The organism is Pseudomonas sp. S3_E10, from assembly GCF_054667615.1.
Window position 1 is genome coordinate 3,391,850 of sequence record NZ_CP162743.1, and the last position, 18,374, is coordinate 3,410,223.

At 58.8% G+C, this 18,374-nt stretch carries 18 protein-coding genes and 1 rRNA gene; 10 read left to right on the forward strand and 9 right to left on the reverse strand.

From position 1 onward, the window contains the following. The first annotated feature begins 48 nt into the window (after positions 1 to 48). From trpE to AB4N98_RS15425, 5 genes are all read left to right on the forward strand, one after another. Positions 49 to 1,530, forward strand: a complete 1,482-nt coding sequence (gene trpE, locus AB4N98_RS15405; protein ID WP_017530823.1) for an anthranilate synthase component I — start codon at positions 49 to 51, stop codon at positions 1,528 to 1,530. A 10-nt stretch (positions 1,531 to 1,540) separates the two neighbouring features. Beyond that, positions 1,541 to 2,134 carry an aminodeoxychorismate/anthranilate synthase component II gene (locus AB4N98_RS15410; protein WP_065879387.1) on the forward strand — a complete coding sequence of 198 codons (594 nt, stop codon included), beginning with the start codon at positions 1,541 to 1,543 and terminating at the stop codon, positions 2,132 to 2,134. Positions 2,135 to 2,143: 9 nt separating this feature from the next. Then, positions 2,144 to 3,193, forward strand: coding sequence for an anthranilate phosphoribosyltransferase (gene trpD, locus AB4N98_RS15415; protein ID WP_015886156.1), 1,050 nt, complete (start codon positions 2,144 to 2,146; stop codon positions 3,191 to 3,193). Then, the gene (gene trpC, locus AB4N98_RS15420; protein ID WP_017530825.1) at positions 3,190 to 4,026 is read left to right on the forward strand and encodes an indole-3-glycerol phosphate synthase TrpC; all 837 of its coding nucleotides are present in this window, start codon (positions 3,190 to 3,192) and stop codon (positions 4,024 to 4,026) included. The genes trpD and trpC overlap by 4 nt, the downstream gene beginning before the upstream one ends. 80 nt (positions 4,027 to 4,106) lie before the next feature. After that, positions 4,107 to 4,802 (forward strand): lipoyl protein ligase domain-containing protein, encoded by a 696-nt coding sequence (locus AB4N98_RS15425; RefSeq protein WP_065879388.1) that lies wholly within the window; start codon positions 4,107 to 4,109, stop codon positions 4,800 to 4,802. On the opposite strand, the gene crp is transcribed toward AB4N98_RS15425, so the two are convergent. Then, positions 4,799 to 5,443, reverse strand: a complete 645-nt coding sequence (crp, locus tag AB4N98_RS15430; RefSeq protein ID WP_017530827.1) for a cAMP-activated global transcriptional regulator CRP — start codon at positions 5,441 to 5,443, stop codon at positions 4,799 to 4,801. The genes AB4N98_RS15425 and crp overlap by 4 nt on opposite strands. Before the next feature lie 246 nt (positions 5,444 to 5,689). Between crp and AB4N98_RS15435 the strand changes: the two genes are divergently transcribed. After that, entirely contained in the window at positions 5,690 to 6,112 is a 423-nt protein-coding gene (locus AB4N98_RS15435; RefSeq protein ID WP_460148762.1) for an OsmC family protein, read from the forward strand. A gap of 61 nt (positions 6,113 to 6,173) precedes the next feature. Here the strand turns inward: AB4N98_RS15435 and coq7 are convergent, their stop codons facing one another. The 6 genes from coq7 to hemJ all read right to left on the reverse strand — a co-directional run bounded on the left by coq7 (position 6,174) and on the right by hemJ (position 10,625). Further along, positions 6,174 to 6,821 carry a 2-polyprenyl-3-methyl-6-methoxy-1,4-benzoquinone monooxygenase gene (gene coq7, locus AB4N98_RS15440; protein ID WP_017530828.1) on the reverse strand — a complete coding sequence of 216 codons (648 nt, stop codon included), beginning with the start codon at positions 6,819 to 6,821 and terminating at the stop codon, positions 6,174 to 6,176. Between the two features lie 116 nt (positions 6,822 to 6,937). Then, entirely contained in the window at positions 6,938 to 7,276 is a 339-nt protein-coding gene (locus tag AB4N98_RS15445) for a histidine triad nucleotide-binding protein (protein WP_005792015.1), read from the reverse strand. A 46-nt stretch (positions 7,277 to 7,322) separates the two neighbouring features. Beyond that, entirely contained in the window at positions 7,323 to 8,111 is a 789-nt protein-coding gene (locus AB4N98_RS15450; protein WP_068936418.1) for an SDR family NAD(P)-dependent oxidoreductase, read from the reverse strand. A 61-nt stretch (positions 8,112 to 8,172) separates the two neighbouring features. Continuing rightward, entirely contained in the window at positions 8,173 to 9,138 is a 966-nt protein-coding gene (locus AB4N98_RS15455) for a DUF805 domain-containing protein (RefSeq protein ID WP_017530830.1), read from the reverse strand. A 70-nt stretch (positions 9,139 to 9,208) separates the two neighbouring features. Continuing rightward, positions 9,209 to 10,171, reverse strand: a complete 963-nt coding sequence (locus tag AB4N98_RS15460) for an NAD(P)H-dependent flavin oxidoreductase (RefSeq protein WP_460148765.1) — start codon at positions 10,169 to 10,171, stop codon at positions 9,209 to 9,211. A gap of 25 nt (positions 10,172 to 10,196) precedes the next feature. Then, positions 10,197 to 10,625, reverse strand: coding sequence for a protoporphyrinogen oxidase HemJ (gene hemJ, locus AB4N98_RS15465; protein WP_017530832.1), 429 nt, complete (start codon positions 10,623 to 10,625; stop codon positions 10,197 to 10,199). 135 nt (positions 10,626 to 10,760) lie between these two features. On the opposite strand from hemJ, the gene argC reads away from it, so the two are divergent. Both argC and erpA read left to right on the forward strand, forming a co-directional pair. Continuing rightward, positions 10,761 to 11,795: an N-acetyl-gamma-glutamyl-phosphate reductase gene (argC, locus tag AB4N98_RS15470; RefSeq protein WP_065879389.1), complete on the forward strand. Its 1,035-nt coding sequence runs from the start codon at positions 10,761 to 10,763 to the stop codon at positions 11,793 to 11,795. Positions 11,796 to 11,960: 165 nt separating this feature from the next. After that, complete coding sequence (gene erpA / locus AB4N98_RS15475; RefSeq protein ID WP_003176443.1) at positions 11,961 to 12,311, forward strand: iron-sulfur cluster insertion protein ErpA; 351 nt, start codon at positions 11,961 to 11,963, stop codon at positions 12,309 to 12,311. 65 nt (positions 12,312 to 12,376) lie between these two features. Here erpA and AB4N98_RS15480 read toward each other — a convergent pair whose 3' ends face one another. Together AB4N98_RS15480 and AB4N98_RS15485 are read right to left on the reverse strand one after the other, a co-directional pair. Next, positions 12,377 to 13,468: an anhydro-N-acetylmuramic acid kinase gene (locus AB4N98_RS15480; RefSeq protein ID WP_017530834.1), complete on the reverse strand. Its 1,092-nt coding sequence runs from the start codon at positions 13,466 to 13,468 to the stop codon at positions 12,377 to 12,379. A 3-nt stretch (positions 13,469 to 13,471) separates the two neighbouring features. Further along, complete coding sequence (locus AB4N98_RS15485) at positions 13,472 to 14,890, reverse strand: peptidoglycan DD-metalloendopeptidase family protein (RefSeq protein ID WP_065879390.1); 1,419 nt, start codon at positions 14,888 to 14,890, stop codon at positions 13,472 to 13,474. A 208-nt stretch (positions 14,891 to 15,098) separates the two neighbouring features. Here AB4N98_RS15485 and tyrS point away from each other — a divergent pair, with 208 nt between their 5' ends. Together tyrS and AB4N98_RS15495 are read left to right on the forward strand one after the other, a co-directional pair. Then, the gene (tyrS, locus tag AB4N98_RS15490) at positions 15,099 to 16,298 is read left to right on the forward strand and encodes a tyrosine--tRNA ligase (protein WP_217855473.1); all 1,200 of its coding nucleotides are present in this window, start codon (positions 15,099 to 15,101) and stop codon (positions 16,296 to 16,298) included. A 496-nt stretch (positions 16,299 to 16,794) separates the two neighbouring features. Next, positions 16,795 to 18,331, forward strand: a 16S ribosomal RNA gene (locus AB4N98_RS15495). Positions 18,332 to 18,374 lie beyond the last annotated feature (43 nt).

Here is an 18,374-nt window from a genome sequence, read left to right on the forward strand (position 1 = left end):
GCACGTTTGCCTACCTGACTGTTAGACCCTCACACCACGAGGCACCTCATGACCCGCGAAGAATTCCTGCGTTTGGCCGCTGCCGGCTATAACCGTATTCCCCTGGCCTGCGAAACCCTGGCCGACTTCGACACACCGCTGTCGATCTACCTGAAACTGGCCGACGAGCCCAATTCCTATCTGTTGGAATCGGTGCAGGGCGGCGAGAAGTGGGGGCGTTATTCGATCATCGGCCTGCCATGCCGTACGGTGATGCGGGTACACGACCATCATGTGAGCATCACTCATGACGGCGTCGAGATCGAAAGCCACGACGTGGAAGACCCACTGGCCTTCGTCGAAACCTTCAAGGCGCGTTACAACGTGCCGACCATCCCTGGCCTGCCGCGTTTCAACGGTGGCCTGGTGGGGTATTTCGGCTACGACTGCGTGCGTTATGTGGAAAAACGCCTGGGCAAATGCCCGAATCCAGACCCATTGGGCGTGCCGGATATTCTGCTGATGGTGTCCGATGCGGTGGTGGTGTTCGACAACCTCGCCGGCAAAATGCATGCGATCGTGTTGGCCGATCCGGCCCAGGCGGATGCCTTCGAACAAGGCCAGGCCAGCCTCGAAGCCCTGCTGGACAAACTGCGCCAGCCGATCACCCCGCGTCGCGGCCTGGACCTCAGCCGTCCACCAGCAGCCGACCCGGTGTTCCGTTCCAGCTTTACCCAGGATGACTACGAGCGCGCCGTCGACACGATCAAGGAATACATCCTCGCCGGCGACTGCATGCAGGTAGTGCCGTCGCAACGTATGTCCATCGACTTCAAGGCGGCGCCCATCGACCTGTACCGGGCGCTGCGCTGCTTCAACCCGACGCCGTACATGTACTTCTTCAACTTTGGCGACTTCCACGTGGTGGGCAGTTCGCCGGAAGTGTTGGTGCGCGTCGAAGACAACCTGATCACCGTGCGCCCGATTGCCGGCACTCGCCCGCGCGGTGCGACCGAAGAAGCGGACGTGGCGCTGGAAGAAGACCTGCTGAGCGACGACAAGGAAATCGCCGAGCACCTGATGCTGATCGACCTGGGCCGCAACGACACCGGGCGCGTCTCGGAAATCGGCTCGGTGAAATTGACCGAGAAGATGGTCATCGAGCGCTATTCCAACGTGATGCACATCGTGTCCAACGTCACTGGCGAGCTGAAAGCCGGCCTGACCGCGATGGACGCATTGCGCGCGATTCTGCCGGCCGGCACGTTGTCGGGCGCGCCGAAGATCCGTGCGATGGAAATCATCGACGAACTGGAGCCGGTCAAACGCGGCGTCTACGGCGGCGCGGTGGGGTATTTCGCCTGGAACGGCAACATGGACACGGCCATTGCGATCCGCACGGCAGTGATCAAGGACGGGGAACTGCATGTACAGGCCGGTGGCGGGATCGTCGCCGACTCGGTGCCGGCCCTCGAATGGGAAGAAACCCTGAACAAGCGCCGCGCAATGTTCCGCGCTGTTGCGCTGGCTGAACAGACCCCCAATTCCTGAGGTTTCCCCCATGTTGCTGATGATTGATAACTACGATTCCTTTACCTACAACGTTGTGCAGTACCTGGGCGAGCTGGGTGCCGAGGTCAAGGTGGTGCGCAACGATGAACTCACCGTGGCGCAAATCGCTGCGCTGAACCCCGAGCGCGTCGTGGTTTCGCCTGGCCCGTGCACCCCGACCGAGGCGGGTGTCTCCCTCGAAGCCATCCGGTATTTCGCCGGCAAACTGCCGATCCTGGGTGTATGCCTGGGTCACCAGTCCATCGGCCAGGCGTTTGGCGGTGATGTGGTGCGTGCGCGCCAGGTGATGCACGGCAAGACCAGCCCGGTGTTCCACAAGAGCACGGGCGTGTTTGAAGGCCTTAACCTGCCGGTCACGGTCACTCGCTACCATTCGCTGGTAGTCAAGCGTGAAACCCTGCCTGAATGCCTGGAACTGACGGCCTGGACCCAACTGGAAGACGGCTCCGTCGACGAGATCATGGGCCTGCGCCACAAGACATTGAACATCGAAGGGGTGCAGTTTCACCCCGAGTCGATCCTGACCGAGCAGGGCTACGAGCTGTTCGCCAACTTTCTCAAGCAGAGCGGCGGCACGCGCTAAGGACTTTCCATGGATATCAAGACTGCCCTGAGCCGTATCGTCGGCCATCTGGACCTGAGCACCGCTGAAATGAGCGATGTGATGCGCGAGATCATGACCGGCCAATGCACCGACGCGCAGATCGGCGCGTTTATGATGGCCATGCGCATGAAGAGCGAAAGCATCGACGAAATCGTCGGCGCCGTCTCGGTGATGCGCGAGTTGGCGGACAAGGTTGAGCTCAAGACCCTCGACGGTGTGGTCGACGTGGTCGGCACCGGCGGTGACGGTGCGAATATTTTCAACGTGTCGACGGCTTCGTCTTTTGTAGTGGCGGCGGCTGGTTGCACCGTGGCCAAGCATGGTAACCGTGCGGTGTCCGGCAAGAGCGGCAGTGCCGACCTGCTGGAGGCGGCCGGTATTTACCTGAACCTGACGCCCGTGCAAGTGGCGCGCTGTATCGACAATGTGGGCATCGGCTTCATGTTTGCCCAGTCTCATCACGGAGCGATGAAGCACGCCGCCGGCCCGCGCAAGGACCTCGGCCTGCGTACCTTGTTCAACATGCTCGGCCCGCTTACGAATCCGGCCGGTGTGAAGCACCAGGTGGTGGGCGTCTTCAGCCAGGCGCTGTGCCGGCCATTGGCCGAAGTGCTGCAACGCATGGGCAGCAAGCACGTGTTGGTGGTGCATTCCAAAGACGGCCTGGACGAATTCAGCCTGGCTGCACCGACCTTCGTGGCAGAGCTGAAGAATGACCAAATCACTGAATATTGGGTCGAGCCTGAAGACCTGGGCATGAAGAGCCAGAGCCTGCACGGTTTGGCGGTAGAAAGCCCGGCGGCATCGCTGGAATTGATTCGCGATGCATTGGGGCGGCGCAAGACCGAGAACGGCCAAAAAGCTGCGGAAATGATCGTTCTGAATGCTGGCGCGGCACTTTACGCGGCCGACCATGCCTATAGTCTTAAAGAAGGTGTCGCATTGGCCCACGATGCGCTGCATACCGGTCTGGCTCGCGAAAAACTCGAAGAGCTGGGTGCATTCACCGCTGTATTCAAGATGGAGAATGAAGGATGAGTGTGCCGACCGTTCTGGAAAAAATCCTCGCCCGAAAAGCCGAAGAAGTCGCCGAGCGCCGCGCCCGCGTAAGCCTGGCCGAGCTGGAAGGTTTGGCCAAAAATGCGGATGCACCGCGTGGTTTTGCCAATGCCTTGATCGCCCAGGCGAAAAAGAAGCAGCCGGCGGTGATCGCCGAGATCAAGAAGGCCTCGCCGAGCAAAGGCGTGATCCGCGAGCACTTTGTACCTGCAGAAATCGCGGTCAGCTATGAAAAGGGCGGCGCTACGTGCCTGTCCGTGCTGACCGATATCGATTACTTCCAGGGTTCTGATCTGTTCCTGCAACAGGCCCGCGCGGCGTGCAAGCTGCCGGTGATCCGCAAGGATTTCATGGTCGACCCGTACCAGATCGTCGAAGCGCGTGCCTTGGGCGCCGACTGCGTACTGCTGATCGTCTCCGCCCTGGATGACGTGAAGCTGGCCGAGCTGGCGGCCGTGGCCAAAAGTGTTGGCTTGGACGTGCTGGTGGAAGTGCACGATGGCGATGAGCTGGAACGTGCGCTGAAAACCCTCGACACGCCGTTGGTGGGGGTGAATAACCGCAACCTGCACACCTTTGAAGTCAGCCTGGAAAACACCCTCGACCTGCTGCCACGTATCCCGCGCGACCGTTTGGTGATCACCGAGAGTGGCATCGTCAACCGCGCCGACGTGGAACTGATGGAAATCAGCGAGGTGTATTCGTTCCTGGTGGGCGAGACGTTCATGCGCGCCGAGAACCCAGGGGCAGAGCTGCAACGCTTGTTTTTCCCGGAGCGGGGCGTGGCGGTCAGCGGTTCGACTCTGGATTGATGAAATGCGCTCAAAATGTGGGAGGGAGCAAGCCCCCTCCCACATTGGGTTTTGTGTTTATTCAGCGAGGTGGGTGTTCGATGATCCAGCCAGTGTCGATGACTGTCGAAGCAGGGCTTGCCGCTGAGCAAGCGCTACTGGCTGCCGTGTGTGCAGGCGAACAGGAATTCGGCCTGCTGTTCTGGCAACCCAGCGACCGAGCCTTGGTGATGCCGCGCCGGTTGAGCCGGCTGCCGGCGTTTGAAGCTGCCAGCCGGGTCTCGGCCGACGCCGGTTGGCCCGTGCTGCTGCGCGAAACCGGTGGCGAGCCGGTGCCACAGTCGGCTGCCACGGTGAATATCGCCTTGGTCTACGCGCCACCGCGCAGCGAAGGCGATCAGGGCCGTATCGAAACCGGTTACCAGCGCTTATGCCAGCCGATCTGCGACTTGTTGATCGAATTGGGCGGCGATGCCTCGGTGGGTGAAATCGACGGCGCCTTCTGCGACGGTCGCTATAACGTCAATCTCGACGGCCGCAAAATGGTCGGCACGGCCCAGCGCTGGCGCCAAATCGGTGGCCGACCGGTGGGGTTGGTGCATGGCGCCTTGCTGCTGGATAACGATCGAGAGGCATTGATCGCAGCGGTCAACCGCTTCAACGAGGCTTGTGGCCTTGAGCAGCGTGTTCGCGCCGACAGCCATATCGCCCTGCACGAAGCGTTCCCCGCGCCGGATGCGATCAGTCGGCTGGACACCTTGTACCGTCAGATGCTGGCCAGCTTCCTGCCGGTTTAACGGGTGCCGAACACCACCATTGTCTTGCCTTTGACGTGCACCAGGTTGCGTTCCTCCAAGTCCTTGAGCACGCGGCCGACCATCTCCCGTGAACAGCCGACAATGCGCCCGATTTCCTGGCGCGTGACTTTGATCTGCATGCCATCCGGGTGGGTCATGGCGTCGGGTTGCTTGCACAGTTCCAGCAGGCAGCGGGCCACCCGGCCAGTGACGTCAAAGAACGCCAGGTCGCCGACCTTGCGCGTGGTATCTCGCAGGCGCTGGGCGATCTGGCCGCTGAGGGCGTAGAGGATGTCGGGGTCCTGCTGGGCCAGCTCGCGAAATTTGCTGTAGCTGATCTCGGCCACTTCGCACTCGACCTTGGCCCGCACCCAGGCGCTGCGTTCCTGCTCCTTGCCCGCTTGTTCAAACAACCCCAGTTCGCCGAAAAAATCTCCGGTGTTGAGGTAGGCGATGATCATCTCGCGGCCGTCTTCGTCCTCGATCAGGATGGTGACCGAGCCCTTGATAATGAAGAACAGTGTTTCGGAGCGTTCGCCGGCGCAGATGATGTTGTGCTTGGCCGGGTGACGTCGGCGCTGGCAGTGCGTCAACAGCTTGTCGAGATTCTTGATCTTGGGTATGGGAGTAAGAGCAACCATGGTTGTATCCCGAAAAGGCAGCGCGAGGTGGTTTGAGTTGTTATCTGCAGCGCTATCGGCATTGATAGGCGCTGTATAAAGGGTGGCAATACGCCATCGATTTGGCGCCAGCTTAACAGACACATTCTGTCTCGATTAGCCAATTTTCCCAGGAAGCCCTGCAATTGATCGCTTTTGTGGGAAACGCTGACGCCGGCGGGCCCTGTGCTAAGCTGGCGACCCTTTTTTAGCAGTGGAGTCTGGGCGATGAAGGCACGCATCCAATGGGCGGGCGAAGCCATGTTCCTCGGTGAATCGGGCAGCGGTCACGTAGTGGTCATGGATGGCCCGCCGGAAGCCGGTGGCCGTAACCTGGGCGTACGCCCGATGGAAATGCTCCTGCTCGGCGTAGGCGGTTGCAGCAATTTCGACGTGCTCAGCATCCTGAAGAAATCCCGTCAGGCCGTGGAAAGCTGCGAAGCTTTCCTGGAAGCCGAGCGCGCCACGGAGGATCCCAAGGTGTTCACCAAGATCCACATGCATTTCGTGGTGAAGGGCCGGGGGCTGAAAGAGGCGCAGGTCAAGCGTGCGATTGAACTGTCGGCGGAGAAGTACTGCTCGGCGTCGATCATGCTTGGCGCGGCCGGAGTGGCCATCACCCATGACTACGAGATTATCGAGCTGGGCTGATGACGCATTGGCAAAAAGAAGGGCGCTTTGATAGCGCCCTTTTTTTCAGCTGCGGTTTGGGTCAGATGCGGTAGGTGCTTTTGGTCATGACCTTGGCCAGCAGGCTCATGCCGAACCGCACGGGCGCCGGGAAGCGAAAGCCGCCGGCATCCAGCGCGCTTTCGGCGTGATGTTCTTCATCGATGCGCATCTGTTCGAGAATTGCGCGGGACTTTTCGTCTTCCGCCGGCAATTGCTCCAGGTGTTCATCCAGGTGCTTGCATACCTGATGTTCGGTCGCGGCGACAAAGCCGAGGCTGACCTTGTCGCTGATCAAGCCGGCTGCCGCGCCGATGCCGAATGACAAACCGTAAAACAGCGGGTTGAGCACGCTGGGATGGCTGCCCAGTTGGCGAATGCGTTGTTCGCACCAGGCCAGGTGATCGATTTCTTCCTCGGCTGCGTGCTCCATGGCCGCGCGCACTTGAGGCAGTTTGGCGGTCAGGGCCTGGCCCTGGTACAACGCCTGGGCACACACTTCGCCGGTATGGTTGATGCGCATCAGGCCGGCGACATGTCGGGTCTCGGTCTGGCTCATCTGCGCGTCGGGCTGCACGATGGCCGGCGACGGACGGTAGGGCTGGCCGCTGAAGGGCAGCAATGTACGCATGGCCGTGTCGGCTTGCAGCAATAGACGATCAATCGGCGAGTAGTGACGTTGGGTAGTCATGCTGACCTCCGGGAGGAATCTCGGCGGCCAGTTTACCGCAAGAGAGGGGCGCGCGTTTGCGCTGAGTCAAGGGCATGGGGTCGCAGCACGGCGCTGCGATCCGTTTGGGAGGCCTGTCAGCCCGGCGGCCAGTTCATCTGACGCTGCCCCAGCACATGCATATGAATGTGATAGACGGTCTGCCCGCCATCTTCATTGCAATTCATCACCACGCGAAAGCCTTTCTCGCAACCTTGTTCCACGGCCAGGCGTTGGGCGGTGAACAGGATGTGCCCGGCCAGTGCCTTGTCTTCTTCCGTGAGGTCATTGAGCGTGCGGATCGGCTTCTTCGGAATCACCAGAAAATGCACGGGCGCCTGAGGGGCAATATCGTGGAAGGCCAGGACTTGGTCATCCTCGTAGATGATCTTCGCAGGTATTTCTCTGTTGATGATCTTGGTGAACAGAGTATCCACAGCTGTTTCTCCATTATGAATGTGCAGGGTGAGTGTACTCAGGCGATCAGCGTGGGCAATAGGCCTTGTTGATCGCGCCGGCAATCTTGCGGGTAAGCCAGCGTGGGCTCAAGCGCGGGCTGAAGGCCGACCAGCGGTTGCGGCGACCGGGAATGATGATGGCTTTGTTTTTGTCCAATGCACGCACGGTGTACAGCGCGACTTCTTCGGGGCTCATCAACTGCTCGCTGCGGTCGAGCTTGGCGGTGTCCATTTGCGCGGTGTCGAAGAACGCGGTGCGCGTAGGGCCAGGGCAAAGGACCGAAACCTGGATGCCGCAGCTCTTCAGTTCTTCGCGCAGGCCTTCGGAGAAGTGCAGCACATAGGCCTTGCTGGCGTAGTAGCTGCTCATCCACGGGCCGGGCTGGAAGGCGGCAACCGAAGCGACATTGAGGATTTGCCCGCCGCCGTGCAGCGCCATGGTATTGCCCAGGGCGTGGCACATGCGGGTCAGGGCGAGGATGTTGACTTCGATGAGGTCTTGTTCGGTCATCCAGTCCTGGGCCAGGAACGGCCCACTGGTGCCGATACCGGCGCAATTGACCAGCAAGTCGATCTGCCGCTCGCCTTCCTCAAGCTCCAGCAGGAACCCGGACAAGCGCAGCGGCTCGCCCAGGTCGCAGGCACGAATCAGCACCTCGACGCCGAAGCGTTGAGTCAGTTCCAGTGCAATGCTTTCCAACTGATCACGCTGGCGGGCCACCAGAATCAAGCTACGGCCGCGGCGGGCCAACGCTTCGGCCAGTGCCAGGCCGATGCCGCTGGAGGCACCGGTGATCAGAGCGTAACGGGTCATGCCTTTCTCCATCGCAACGCCCCCATCGATGATGGAGGCATCACGGATGGGGGCGTTTTCTTTACTGTTCTTCGGGGGAGTCTACAGGTTCGGCTGCTTCGTCAGCACTTTGCGCGTCTTCTTCCTCGACGATCACGCTTTGGTCGGCGTCTTCGTCGGAGGTGATGGAGCTGCTTTCGTAGCTGCTGTCCACGTTGGATTCGAGTTGGTCCAGGTAGCCGTTCATGCCCAGCGAGACCACGATGATGAGCATCAACGGAATGAACGCCAGCCACAACGAGGCAAGTACCTTCACCGCGGTGGAGTTGCGCGGAGGCGGTGCGCCGTACTGGTTGGCGCCCGCGTTACCTGGCAGCACCAGCAGCAGTAGCGGGAAAATGCTGTTTACCAGCGGCACCAGGTTGAGCAGGTATAGCCAGCCTGACCAGCCCAAGTCATGCAGGCGTTGCACACCGATCTGCACGCTCACCACAACCAGCGCAACGAACAGCGCGAAACCCAGCAGCGAGCCGAGAATGATGGCTATGGTCGGCGACGCAGTTGCGATGGCGAAGCCCACGGTGCTGATGATGCCGGCGGCCACGAGCATTGCGACGGTCAGCACCAGCGTCCATGCCAGGTACCGCAGGCGACCGATACGCCCGTTGATGGTGAAGACTTTGAGTTCGGCGTATTCCGGCAGGTTCTCACCCACGGTTGCACGCGGCGGCGCGTAGGGTGAGGCGGCGGGGCGCGAGAAATCAGCGGCACCGGAGTCCGTCTCGTGGGTTTCGGCCAGGCTGAATGCCACGGGTTGTTCGGCTTCGATACGCGCATCTATCCCGGCGTTTTTCAACGCGGTGAGGTAGGTTTCGGCATCGGGGCGGGACAGGTCGCGTTTCAGTGCAACCGGGCGGCCGGTGAAGAGTTTCTCGATATCCTCGACACTGCTTTTGAACAGTTCGGCCAGGTTCAGCTTGGCCGTGGTGCTTTCGACACCCGGGAGCAAGGCTCCATCAAACACAATCTTGAAACGGTTGTCGCTCATACGGGCATCCTTGTCATTCAATCAATGGGGGGAATGCAGGTCTGTTCAATAGACAGACCATGCGATGGGTTCAGCGTGGCCAGCGCAACTGTACCGCCTGCTCGCGTGCCTTGCGGTATTCGGCATCCAGGCGGGCGACGAGTTCATCGACGCTGGGCAAATCATTAATCTCACCGACGCCCTGGCCGGCCGACCATACGGTCTTCCAGGCCTTGGCTTCGTCGCTCAGCGGCTTGAGCTTGGAGCCGAAGTTGACTTCGCCTTTGCCTTGCAGAGAGGCGAGATCAAAACCGGCATTTTCCAGGCTCTGGCGCATAAAGCTTGCGGGCACGCCGGAGACTGCGGGAGTGTGCACGATGTCGGCGGCGCGCGCTGTGAGCAGCATCTCTTTATACGCATCTGGGGCTTGGCTTTCAGTCGTGCCGATAAAGCGTGTGCCGAAATATGCCAGGTCCGCCCCCAACAACTGCGCGGCGAGGATCTCATGGCCATGGTTGAGGCAGCCAGCCAGCAGCAGGGTTTTATCGAAGAACTGGCGAATCTCGGCAATCAGTGAGAATGGACTCCAGGTACCCGCATGCCCACCGGCGCCCGCCGCGACAGCGATCAGGCCATCGACACCCGCTTCAGCGGCCTTTTCGGCGTGGCGCCGCGTGGTGACATCGTGAAATACCAGGCCGCCATAGCTGTGCACCGCATCCACCAGTTCTTTTACTGCGCCCAGGCTGGTGATGATGATCGGCACTTTATGCTCGACGCAGATCGCCAGGTCCGCCTCCAGCCGTGGGTTGCTGTTGTGCACGATCAGGTTCACGGCGTAAGGCGCGGGGTTGTCCAACTGCGCCAGGCCCGCTTCGATTTCTTCCAGCCAGGCCTTGAAACCACTGCTTTCGCGTTGGTTGAGGGCCGGGAAACTTCCGACCACACCATTGCGGCAGCAGGCCAGGACCAGTTGTGGGTTGGAAATCAGGAACATCGGCGCGGCCACTACCGGCAGGCGCAGTCGTTGTTCAAGCAGAGCGGGCAGCGACATATGGAGGTACCCCAGGTAATTGAAATTAGAACGGTTTGACCACGACCAAAATTACGATAGCCAGCAATATCAGAACCGGCACTTCATTGAACCAGCGATAAAAGACATGGCTGCGGGTGTTTTCGCCACGGGCGAAGCGTTTTACCTGTGCGCCGCACATATGGTGATAACCGATCAGCAGCACTACCAGGGTCAGCTTGGCGTGAATCCAGCCGCCCATGCTGAAGATGCCCGGGTTGAGGGCGATCAGCCAAATGCCGAACACCAGGCTGGCAAGCATCGCCGGGCCCATGATGCCGCGGTACAACTTGCGCTCCATGACACTGAAGCGCTCCTTGCTGACGGTGTCTTCGCTTTGGGCGTGGTAGACGAACAGGCGTGGCAGGTAGAACAGCCCGGCAAACCAGCAGACGATGCTGACGATATGGAAGGCTTTGACCCATAGATAGAGCATGTTTAGTTATTCCCAGGTTCACGGTAACTGAAGATAGTAGTGGCTCATGCATCCGTACGTCACGTTGGCGGTTGTCGCAAAACGATGTGGCCCCTATTATCGACGGCTTTCCAGTGGTTCGTTGAGGGCAGGTTTATGGTCAAGGTCGGTATCGTCGGCGGCACGGGTTATACCGGTGTCGAATTGCTGCGTCTGTTGGCTCAGCATCCGCAAGCTGAGGTGGTGGTTATTACCTCCCGATCCGAGGCCGGCCTGGCAGTGGCCGATATGTACCCGAACCTGCGAGGTCACTACGATGGCCTGGCGTTCAGCGTGCCGGACATCAAGACGCTTGGCGCCTGTGACGTGGTGTTCTTTGCCACGCCCCACGGCGTTGCCCATGCGCTGGCCGGTGAGTTGCTGGCTGCCGGCACCAAGGTGATCGACCTGTCGGCGGACTTCCGTCTGCAGGACGCCGATGAATGGGCCAAGTGGTACAACCAGCCGCACGGTGCGCCGCAGCTGTTGGAAGAGGCCGTGTACGGCTTGCCGGAAGTCAATCGTGAGCAGATCAAGCAGGCACGCCTGATCGCGGTGCCGGGTTGCTATCCGACGGCGACACAATTGGGTTTCCTGCCATTGCTCGAAGCGGGGCTGGCGGATACTTCGCGGCTGATCGCAGACTGCAAGTCGGGTGTCAGCGGTGCAGGCCGGGGCGCGGCGGTGGGGTCGCTGTATTCCGAGACGTCAGAAAGCATGAAGGCCTATGCGGTAAAGGGGCATCGCCATCTGCCGGAGATTCGCCAGGGCCTGCGCCGTGCTGCGGGCAAGGAGGTGGGGCTGACCTTTGTGCCGCACCTGACACCGATGATTCGTGGCATTCATTCCACGTTGTACGCGACGGTCACCGATCGCTCGGTCGACTTGCAGGCGCTGTTTGAAAAGCGTTATGCCGACGAGCCGTTCGTCGACGTCATGCCGGCCGGCAGCCACCCGGAGACCCGCAGCGTGCGTGGCGCCAATGTATGTCGGATTGCCGTGCATCGCCCGCAGGACGGTGACCTGGTGGTGGTGCTGTCGGTGATCGATAACCTGGTCAAGGGCGCGTCGGGCCAGGCAGTGCAGAACATGAACATCCTGTTCGGCCTGGATGAAAAGCTTGGGTTGTCCCACGCTGGCATGTTGCCTTAAGTCGCTTGGCGGATGGTGCAAAAGGCCCGTTAATCGGGCCTTTTGTGTTTTTAATAGCGGCGAAGCGGATTGATATACCGTAACAATAGTTGACCGCTTTTCTAGGAGAAGCGGATAATGCCCGCCATTACGCATATGGCGGCGCTACGCCGGGAGATTATCAGCATGAGCGTTGAATCCTTCACCCCCACGGCTTTGCAATTCACCCACGGTGCTGCGCACAAGGTGAAGAGCCTGGTCGATGAAGAGGGTAATGATCGCTTGAAGCTGCGCGTATTCGTTACGGGCGGCGGTTGTTCAGGGTTTCAGTACGGTTTTACCTTCGATGAAGATGTGGCCGATGACGACACTATCGTTGAACGCGAGGGCGTGAGCCTGGTTGTAGACCCGATGAGCTTCCAGTACCTGGCGGGTGCCGAGGTGGATTATCAGGAAGGTCTGGAAGGTTCGCGTTTTGTGATCAAGAACCCTAACGCCACCACCACCTGTGGTTGCGGGTCTTCGTTCTCGATCTGATCGATGCTGCAAACAAAAACGCCGCTTGGCTTTTAAAGGCCAAGCGGCGTTTTGCTGTCTGTAGCTCAGGCTGGGTAAATTGCGCCCAGTACTCGTAACCCGCGCGCGCCGGTGACGCTGGGGCGATTGGCGGCTATGCCTTCCAGGCAGCAATGAGCCAGCCAGGCGAAGGCCATGGCTTCGACCCAGTCCGGGTCTACACCGTAGGCGGCAGTGCTGCTCACCTGGGTAGAGGGCAGCAGGGCCGCCAGGCGGTTCATCAAGGTCGTGTTATGGGCGCCGCCGCCACAGACCAGCAGGGTTTGGGTCTCGGATTGCGCCGTTTTCAGGGACTCGACGATGGTCTGGGCGGTGAGCTCCAGCAGCGTCGCCTGGACGTTCTCGGGTTGAAACGCCGGCAACTGGCCAAGGTGCTGTTGCAGCCAATGTAGGTTGAACACTTCACGACCGGTGCTTTTCGGGCCTTTGGTCAGGAAGAATGGATCGCTGAGCAGCGTGCTGAGCAACTGGGGTTCGACCTTGCCGCTGCCTGCCCATTGACCGTCGCGGTCGAAGTGCTCGCCACGTTGGCGATGTATCCAGGCATCGAGCAGGACATTGCCTGGGCCGCAGTCGAAGCCCGCTACGGGTGTATCGGTCTCGATCAGGCTGAGGTTGCTGAAACCGCCGACATTCAATACCGCCCGGTTGCCGGTGCTCTCGCCAAACAGTGCTTCATGAAACGCAGGCACCAGCGGTGCGCCCTGGCCGCCGGCGGCCACATCGCGGCTGCGGAAATCGCTGACCACGGTGATACCCGTCAGCTCGGTGAGCAACGCCGGGTTGCCGATCTGTACGGTAAAGCCCCGAGCTGGCTCGTGGCGGATGGTCTGGCCATGGCTGCCGATTGCGCGAATGGCCTGGGGCTTGAGTTTTTGCTGAATGAGCAGCGCGTTGATGCCATCGGCGGCGAGACGTACCCATCGTTGCTGGGCAATCGCCGAGCGGGCGATCTCATCCGGGCCGCTGGCGCACAAGCTCAGCAGCTCGGCGCGCAGGGTATCGGGCATTGGCGTGTAGTGAGTGGCGATCAGCTTGATCGCCGAGTCTTGTTCGATCAGGGCGATATCCAGGCCATCGAGGCTGGTCCCGGACATCACACCTATATAGAGCGGCATGGCTTAGCGCTTCGCCGAGGCCAACAGGGTGGAGCGCTCCTGGTCCATGCGCGCCATCAGTGGCTGGCTCTGTTGCATGAAGCGCGCACGCTCGGCCTTGGCGATCGGGTCGGCCATCGGCAGCTTCTGGCCCAGCGGGTCGACGTGCACGCCATTGACCTGGAACTCATAGTGCAAGTGCGGGCCAGTGGACAGGCCGGTGGTGCCGATATAGCCAATCACTTGGCCCTGTTTCACGTTGCCACCGGTCTTCACGCCTTTGGCGAAGCCTTGCATATGGCCATACAGCGTACGGTAGGTGTTGCCATGTTGGATGATTACGGTATTGCCGTAACCGCCACGACGCCCGGCCAGTAGCACCTTGCCGTCACCGGCAGCCTTGATAGGCGTGCCGCGCGGGGCGGCATAGTCGACGCCTTTGTGGGCGCGGATTTTGTTCAGAATTGGATGCTTGCGACCCATGGAGAAACGCGAGCTGATACGAGCGAAATCCACCGGGGTACGGATGAAGGCCTTGCGCATGCTATTGCCATCAGCCGTGTAATAGCTGCTGTTGCCTTGCTTGTTGGTGTAGCGCACGGCTGTGTAGGTCTTGCCGCGGTTGGTGAAGCGTGCGGAAAGAATGTTGCCGGTGCCGACGACTTTTCCGTTGGCGACTTTCTGCTCGTAGATTACGTCGAATTCATCACCCTGGCGGATGTCCTGGGCGAAGTCGATGTCGTAGCCAAACACGCTGGCCATGTCCATGGTCATGCTATGGGACAAGCCTGCGCGCGCGGCGGATTGCGACAGCGAACTATTGATTACGCCGTGGACGTACGCAGAGCGCATGACGGGTTTAGTGGTGATGCGGTTGAAGGCAAAACCTTTGGCGCCCTTGGTCAGGGAGATGCTTTCGAGGTCGTTGACACTGCTGTGCAGGTTGGTCAGCTGGCCGTCCGGCGTCAGTTCGAACTCAAGTTTCTGGCCGCGTTTGAGCTGGCTGAACTGCTTGGCTTGCTTGTCGCTGGCCAGCACTTCACTAACGGTGGCAGAGGGGAGGCCTACCTTCTCGAACAGGGTAGAAAGCGTATCGCCTTTCGCCACGATCACTTCGCGGTGTTGGGCGTTTTTGGCGGCATCTGCTGCGGGCTTTGGTTGATCCTGCACGGCTTGCTGCGTGTCTTCAGGCGTGCTTTCTATCTGGGCGAACGGCGATTCGGCTGGGGTATTTGTGGCTTGTTGTGCGTCGGAGGCGTCTTGATCTTGTGTCAGTTGTTCAACTGGACTCTCCAAGTCAAGGCTCAGGGATGTTCGTTTGGCTTCTACGTCACTGGAAGGGAATACCAGGAGTGCCAGGCTGAGAAGGGCGGCGATACCACTTGCGGCGAGCAGGTGGGTCTTCGGGTAAAGCGGCGGCGCTTTAGACGGTTCAGTGGTCATAGGTAATTTGACTTTGAAGATGAAATGGAAAAGATGAATGACATGATGAAGATGAAATAACTGTATAAAATATAACCAAATCATCTGTGGCGCAAGCTCGCGAACGCTGGGCTTGCTGAACGGTGTCCGTACGCAGGGCAAAACTTGTAATTAGTCCCTGATCTTGTATGGTTGGTTCCCTTTTGAATCTGAGCCTTGCGGGTCTGTTATGAAGTCGGTTGAAGAGCAGCTAGCGCTGATAAAACGTGGTGCGGAAGAACTGTTGGTCGAGGCCGAGCTGATTGAAAAGCTCAAGCGTGGTCAACCCCTGCGCATTAAGGCTGGCTTTGATCCGACGGCGCCGGATCTGCACCTGGGTCATACCGTGCTTATTAATAAGCTGCGTCAGTTCCAGGAACTGGGGCATCAAGTCATCTTTCTGATTGGTGACTTCACGGGAATGATCGGAGATCCGAGTGGCAAGAGTGCCACGCGTCCGCCGCTGACCCGTGAGCAGGTGCTTGATAATGCCGAGACCTACAAGACTCAGGTGTTCAAAATTCTCGATCCGGCCAAGACCGAAGTTGCGTTCAACTCCACTTGGATGGATCAAATGGGGCCGGCGGACTTCATTCGCCTGACCTCCCAGTACACCGTTGCGCGAATGCTGGAGCGTGACGACTTCGACAAGCGCTACTCCACCAATCAACCAATCGCGATTCACGAGTTCCTGTACCCGTTGGTCCAAGGGTATGACTCTGTGGCGTTGCGGGCCGACGTAGAGCTTGGCGGTACCGATCAGAAGTTCAACCTGCTGATGGGGCGAGAATTGCAGCGTGCTTATGGTCAGGAAGCTCAGTGCATCCTGACCATGCCGTTACTGGAAGGGTTGGATGGCGTCAAGAAGATGTCCAAGTCTTTGGGTAACTATGTGGGGATTCAGGAGGCGCCGGGTGTGATGTACGGCAAGCTGGTCTCCATTCCCGACGCGCTGATGTGGCGTTACTTCGAGTTGCTTAGCTTCCGTTCGATGGAAGAGATCAACGCGCTGCGTGCTGATGTTGAGGCTGGCGCCAATCCGCGTGATGTGAAAATCAAGCTGGCCGAAGAGATTGTTGCGCGCTTCCACGGTGAAGAGGCTGCAGCCAATGCTCATCGCGCGGCGGGCAATCGCATGAAGGATGGGGAGTTGCCGGATGATCTGCCGGAGATTGAGCTGTCGGCTGTCGAGGCAATGCCGATTGCTGCTGTCCTTAATAAGGCAGGTTTGGTGAAGAACTCTGCCGTGGCGCGTGATCTGTTGGGTTCCGGTGGTGTGCGTATAGATGGCGAGGTGGTCGATCGCACCTTTATATACGGGCTTGGCGCGACCCACGTTTGCCAGGCTGGGAAGAAGGCATTTGCGCGTATTACGCTAAAATCCGAATAAGTCCTGAATTAGAGGTTGACGGCGAATTATATCTGTCTATAATTCGCCCCACTTCCGGCGCAGTCGAAACGGAAAACTCCTTGGTAAACAATGAGTTACGCAGTTTTCGGCAGCAAGTTGCTTCAGTTCATCGAAGCCAAAAGGAAGTTGAAAAAGAGGTGTTGACAGCAGCGTGTAACGCTGTAGAATTCGCCTCCCGCTGACGAGAGATCGGAAGCGCAAGTGGTTGAAGTTGTTGAGGAAATCTTCGAAAGCTTCTGAAAATAACCGCTTGACAGCAAATGAGGCTGCTGTAGAATGCGCGCCTCGGTTGAGACGAAAGCTCTTAACCAACCGCTCTTTAACAACTGAATCAAGCAATTCGTGTGGGTGCTTGTGGAGTCAGACTGATAGTCAACAAGATTATCAGCATCACAAGTTACTCCGCGAGAAATCAAAGATGTAACCAACGATTGCTGAGCCAAGTTTAGGGTTTCTTAAAAACCCAAAGATGTTTGAACTGAAGAGTTTGATCATGGCTCAGATTGAACGCTGGCGGCAGGCCTAACACATGCAAGTCGAGCGGTAGAGAGAAGCTTGCTTCTCTTGAGAGCGGCGGACGGGTGAGTAATGCCTAGGAATCTGCCTGGTAGTGGGGGATAACGTTCGGAAACGGACGCTAATACCGCATACGTCCTACGGGAGAAAGCAGGGGACCTTCGGGCCTTGCGCTATCAGATGAGCCTAGGTCGGATTAGCTAGTTGGTGAGGTAATGGCTCACCAAGGCGACGATCCGTAACTGGTCTGAGAGGATGATCAGTCACACTGGAACTGAGACACGGTCCAGACTCCTACGGGAGGCAGCAGTGGGGAATATTGGACAATGGGCGAAAGCCTGATCCAGCCATGCCGCGTGTGTGAAGAAGGTCTTCGGATTGTAAAGCACTTTAAGTTGGGAGGAAGGGCAGTTACCTAATACGTGATTGTTTTGACGTTACCGACAGAATAAGCACCGGCTAACTCTGTGCCAGCAGCCGCGGTAATACAGAGGGTGCAAGCGTTAATCGGAATTACTGGGCGTAAAGCGCGCGTAGGTGGTTTGTTAAGTTGGATGTGAAATCCCCGGGCTCAACCTGGGAACTGCATTCAAAACTGACTGACTAGAGTATGGTAGAGGGTGGTGGAATTTCCTGTGTAGCGGTGAAATGCGTAGATATAGGAAGGAACACCAGTGGCGAAGGCGACCACCTGGACTGATACTGACACTGAGGTGCGAAAGCGTGGGGAGCAAACAGGATTAGATACCCTGGTAGTCCACGCCGTAAACGATGTCAACTAGCCGTTGGGAGCCTTGAGCTCTTAGTGGCGCAGCTAACGCATTAAGTTGACCGCCTGGGGAGTACGGCCGCAAGGTTAAAACTCAAATGAATTGACGGGGGCCCGCACAAGCGGTGGAGCATGTGGTTTAATTCGAAGCAACGCGAAGAACCTTACCAGGCCTTGACATCCAATGAACTTTCTAGAGATAGATTGGTGCCTTCGGGAACATTGAGACAGGTGCTGCATGGCTGTCGTCAGCTCGTGTCGTGAGATGTTGGGTTAAGTCCCGTAACGAGCGCAACCCTTGTCCTTAGTTACCAGCACGTCATGGTGGGCACTCTAAGGAGACTGCCGGTGACAAACCGGAGGAAGGTGGGGATGACGTCAAGTCATCATGGCCCTTACGGCCTGGGCTACACACGTGCTACAATGGTCGGTACAGAGGGTTGCCAAGCCGCGAGGTGGAGCTAATCCCATAAAACCGATCGTAGTCCGGATCGCAGTCTGCAACTCGACTGCGTGAAGTCGGAATCGCTAGTAATCGCGAATCAGAATGTCGCGGTGAATACGTTCCCGGGCCTTGTACACACCGCCCGTCACACCATGGGAGTGGGTTGCACCAGAAGTAGCTAGTCTAACCTTCGGGAGGACGGTTACCACGGTGTGATTCATGACTGGGGTGAAGTCGTAACAAGGTAGCCGTAGGGGAACCTGCGGCTGGATCACCTCCTTAATCGACGACATCAGCTGCTCCATAAGTTCCCACACGAATTGCT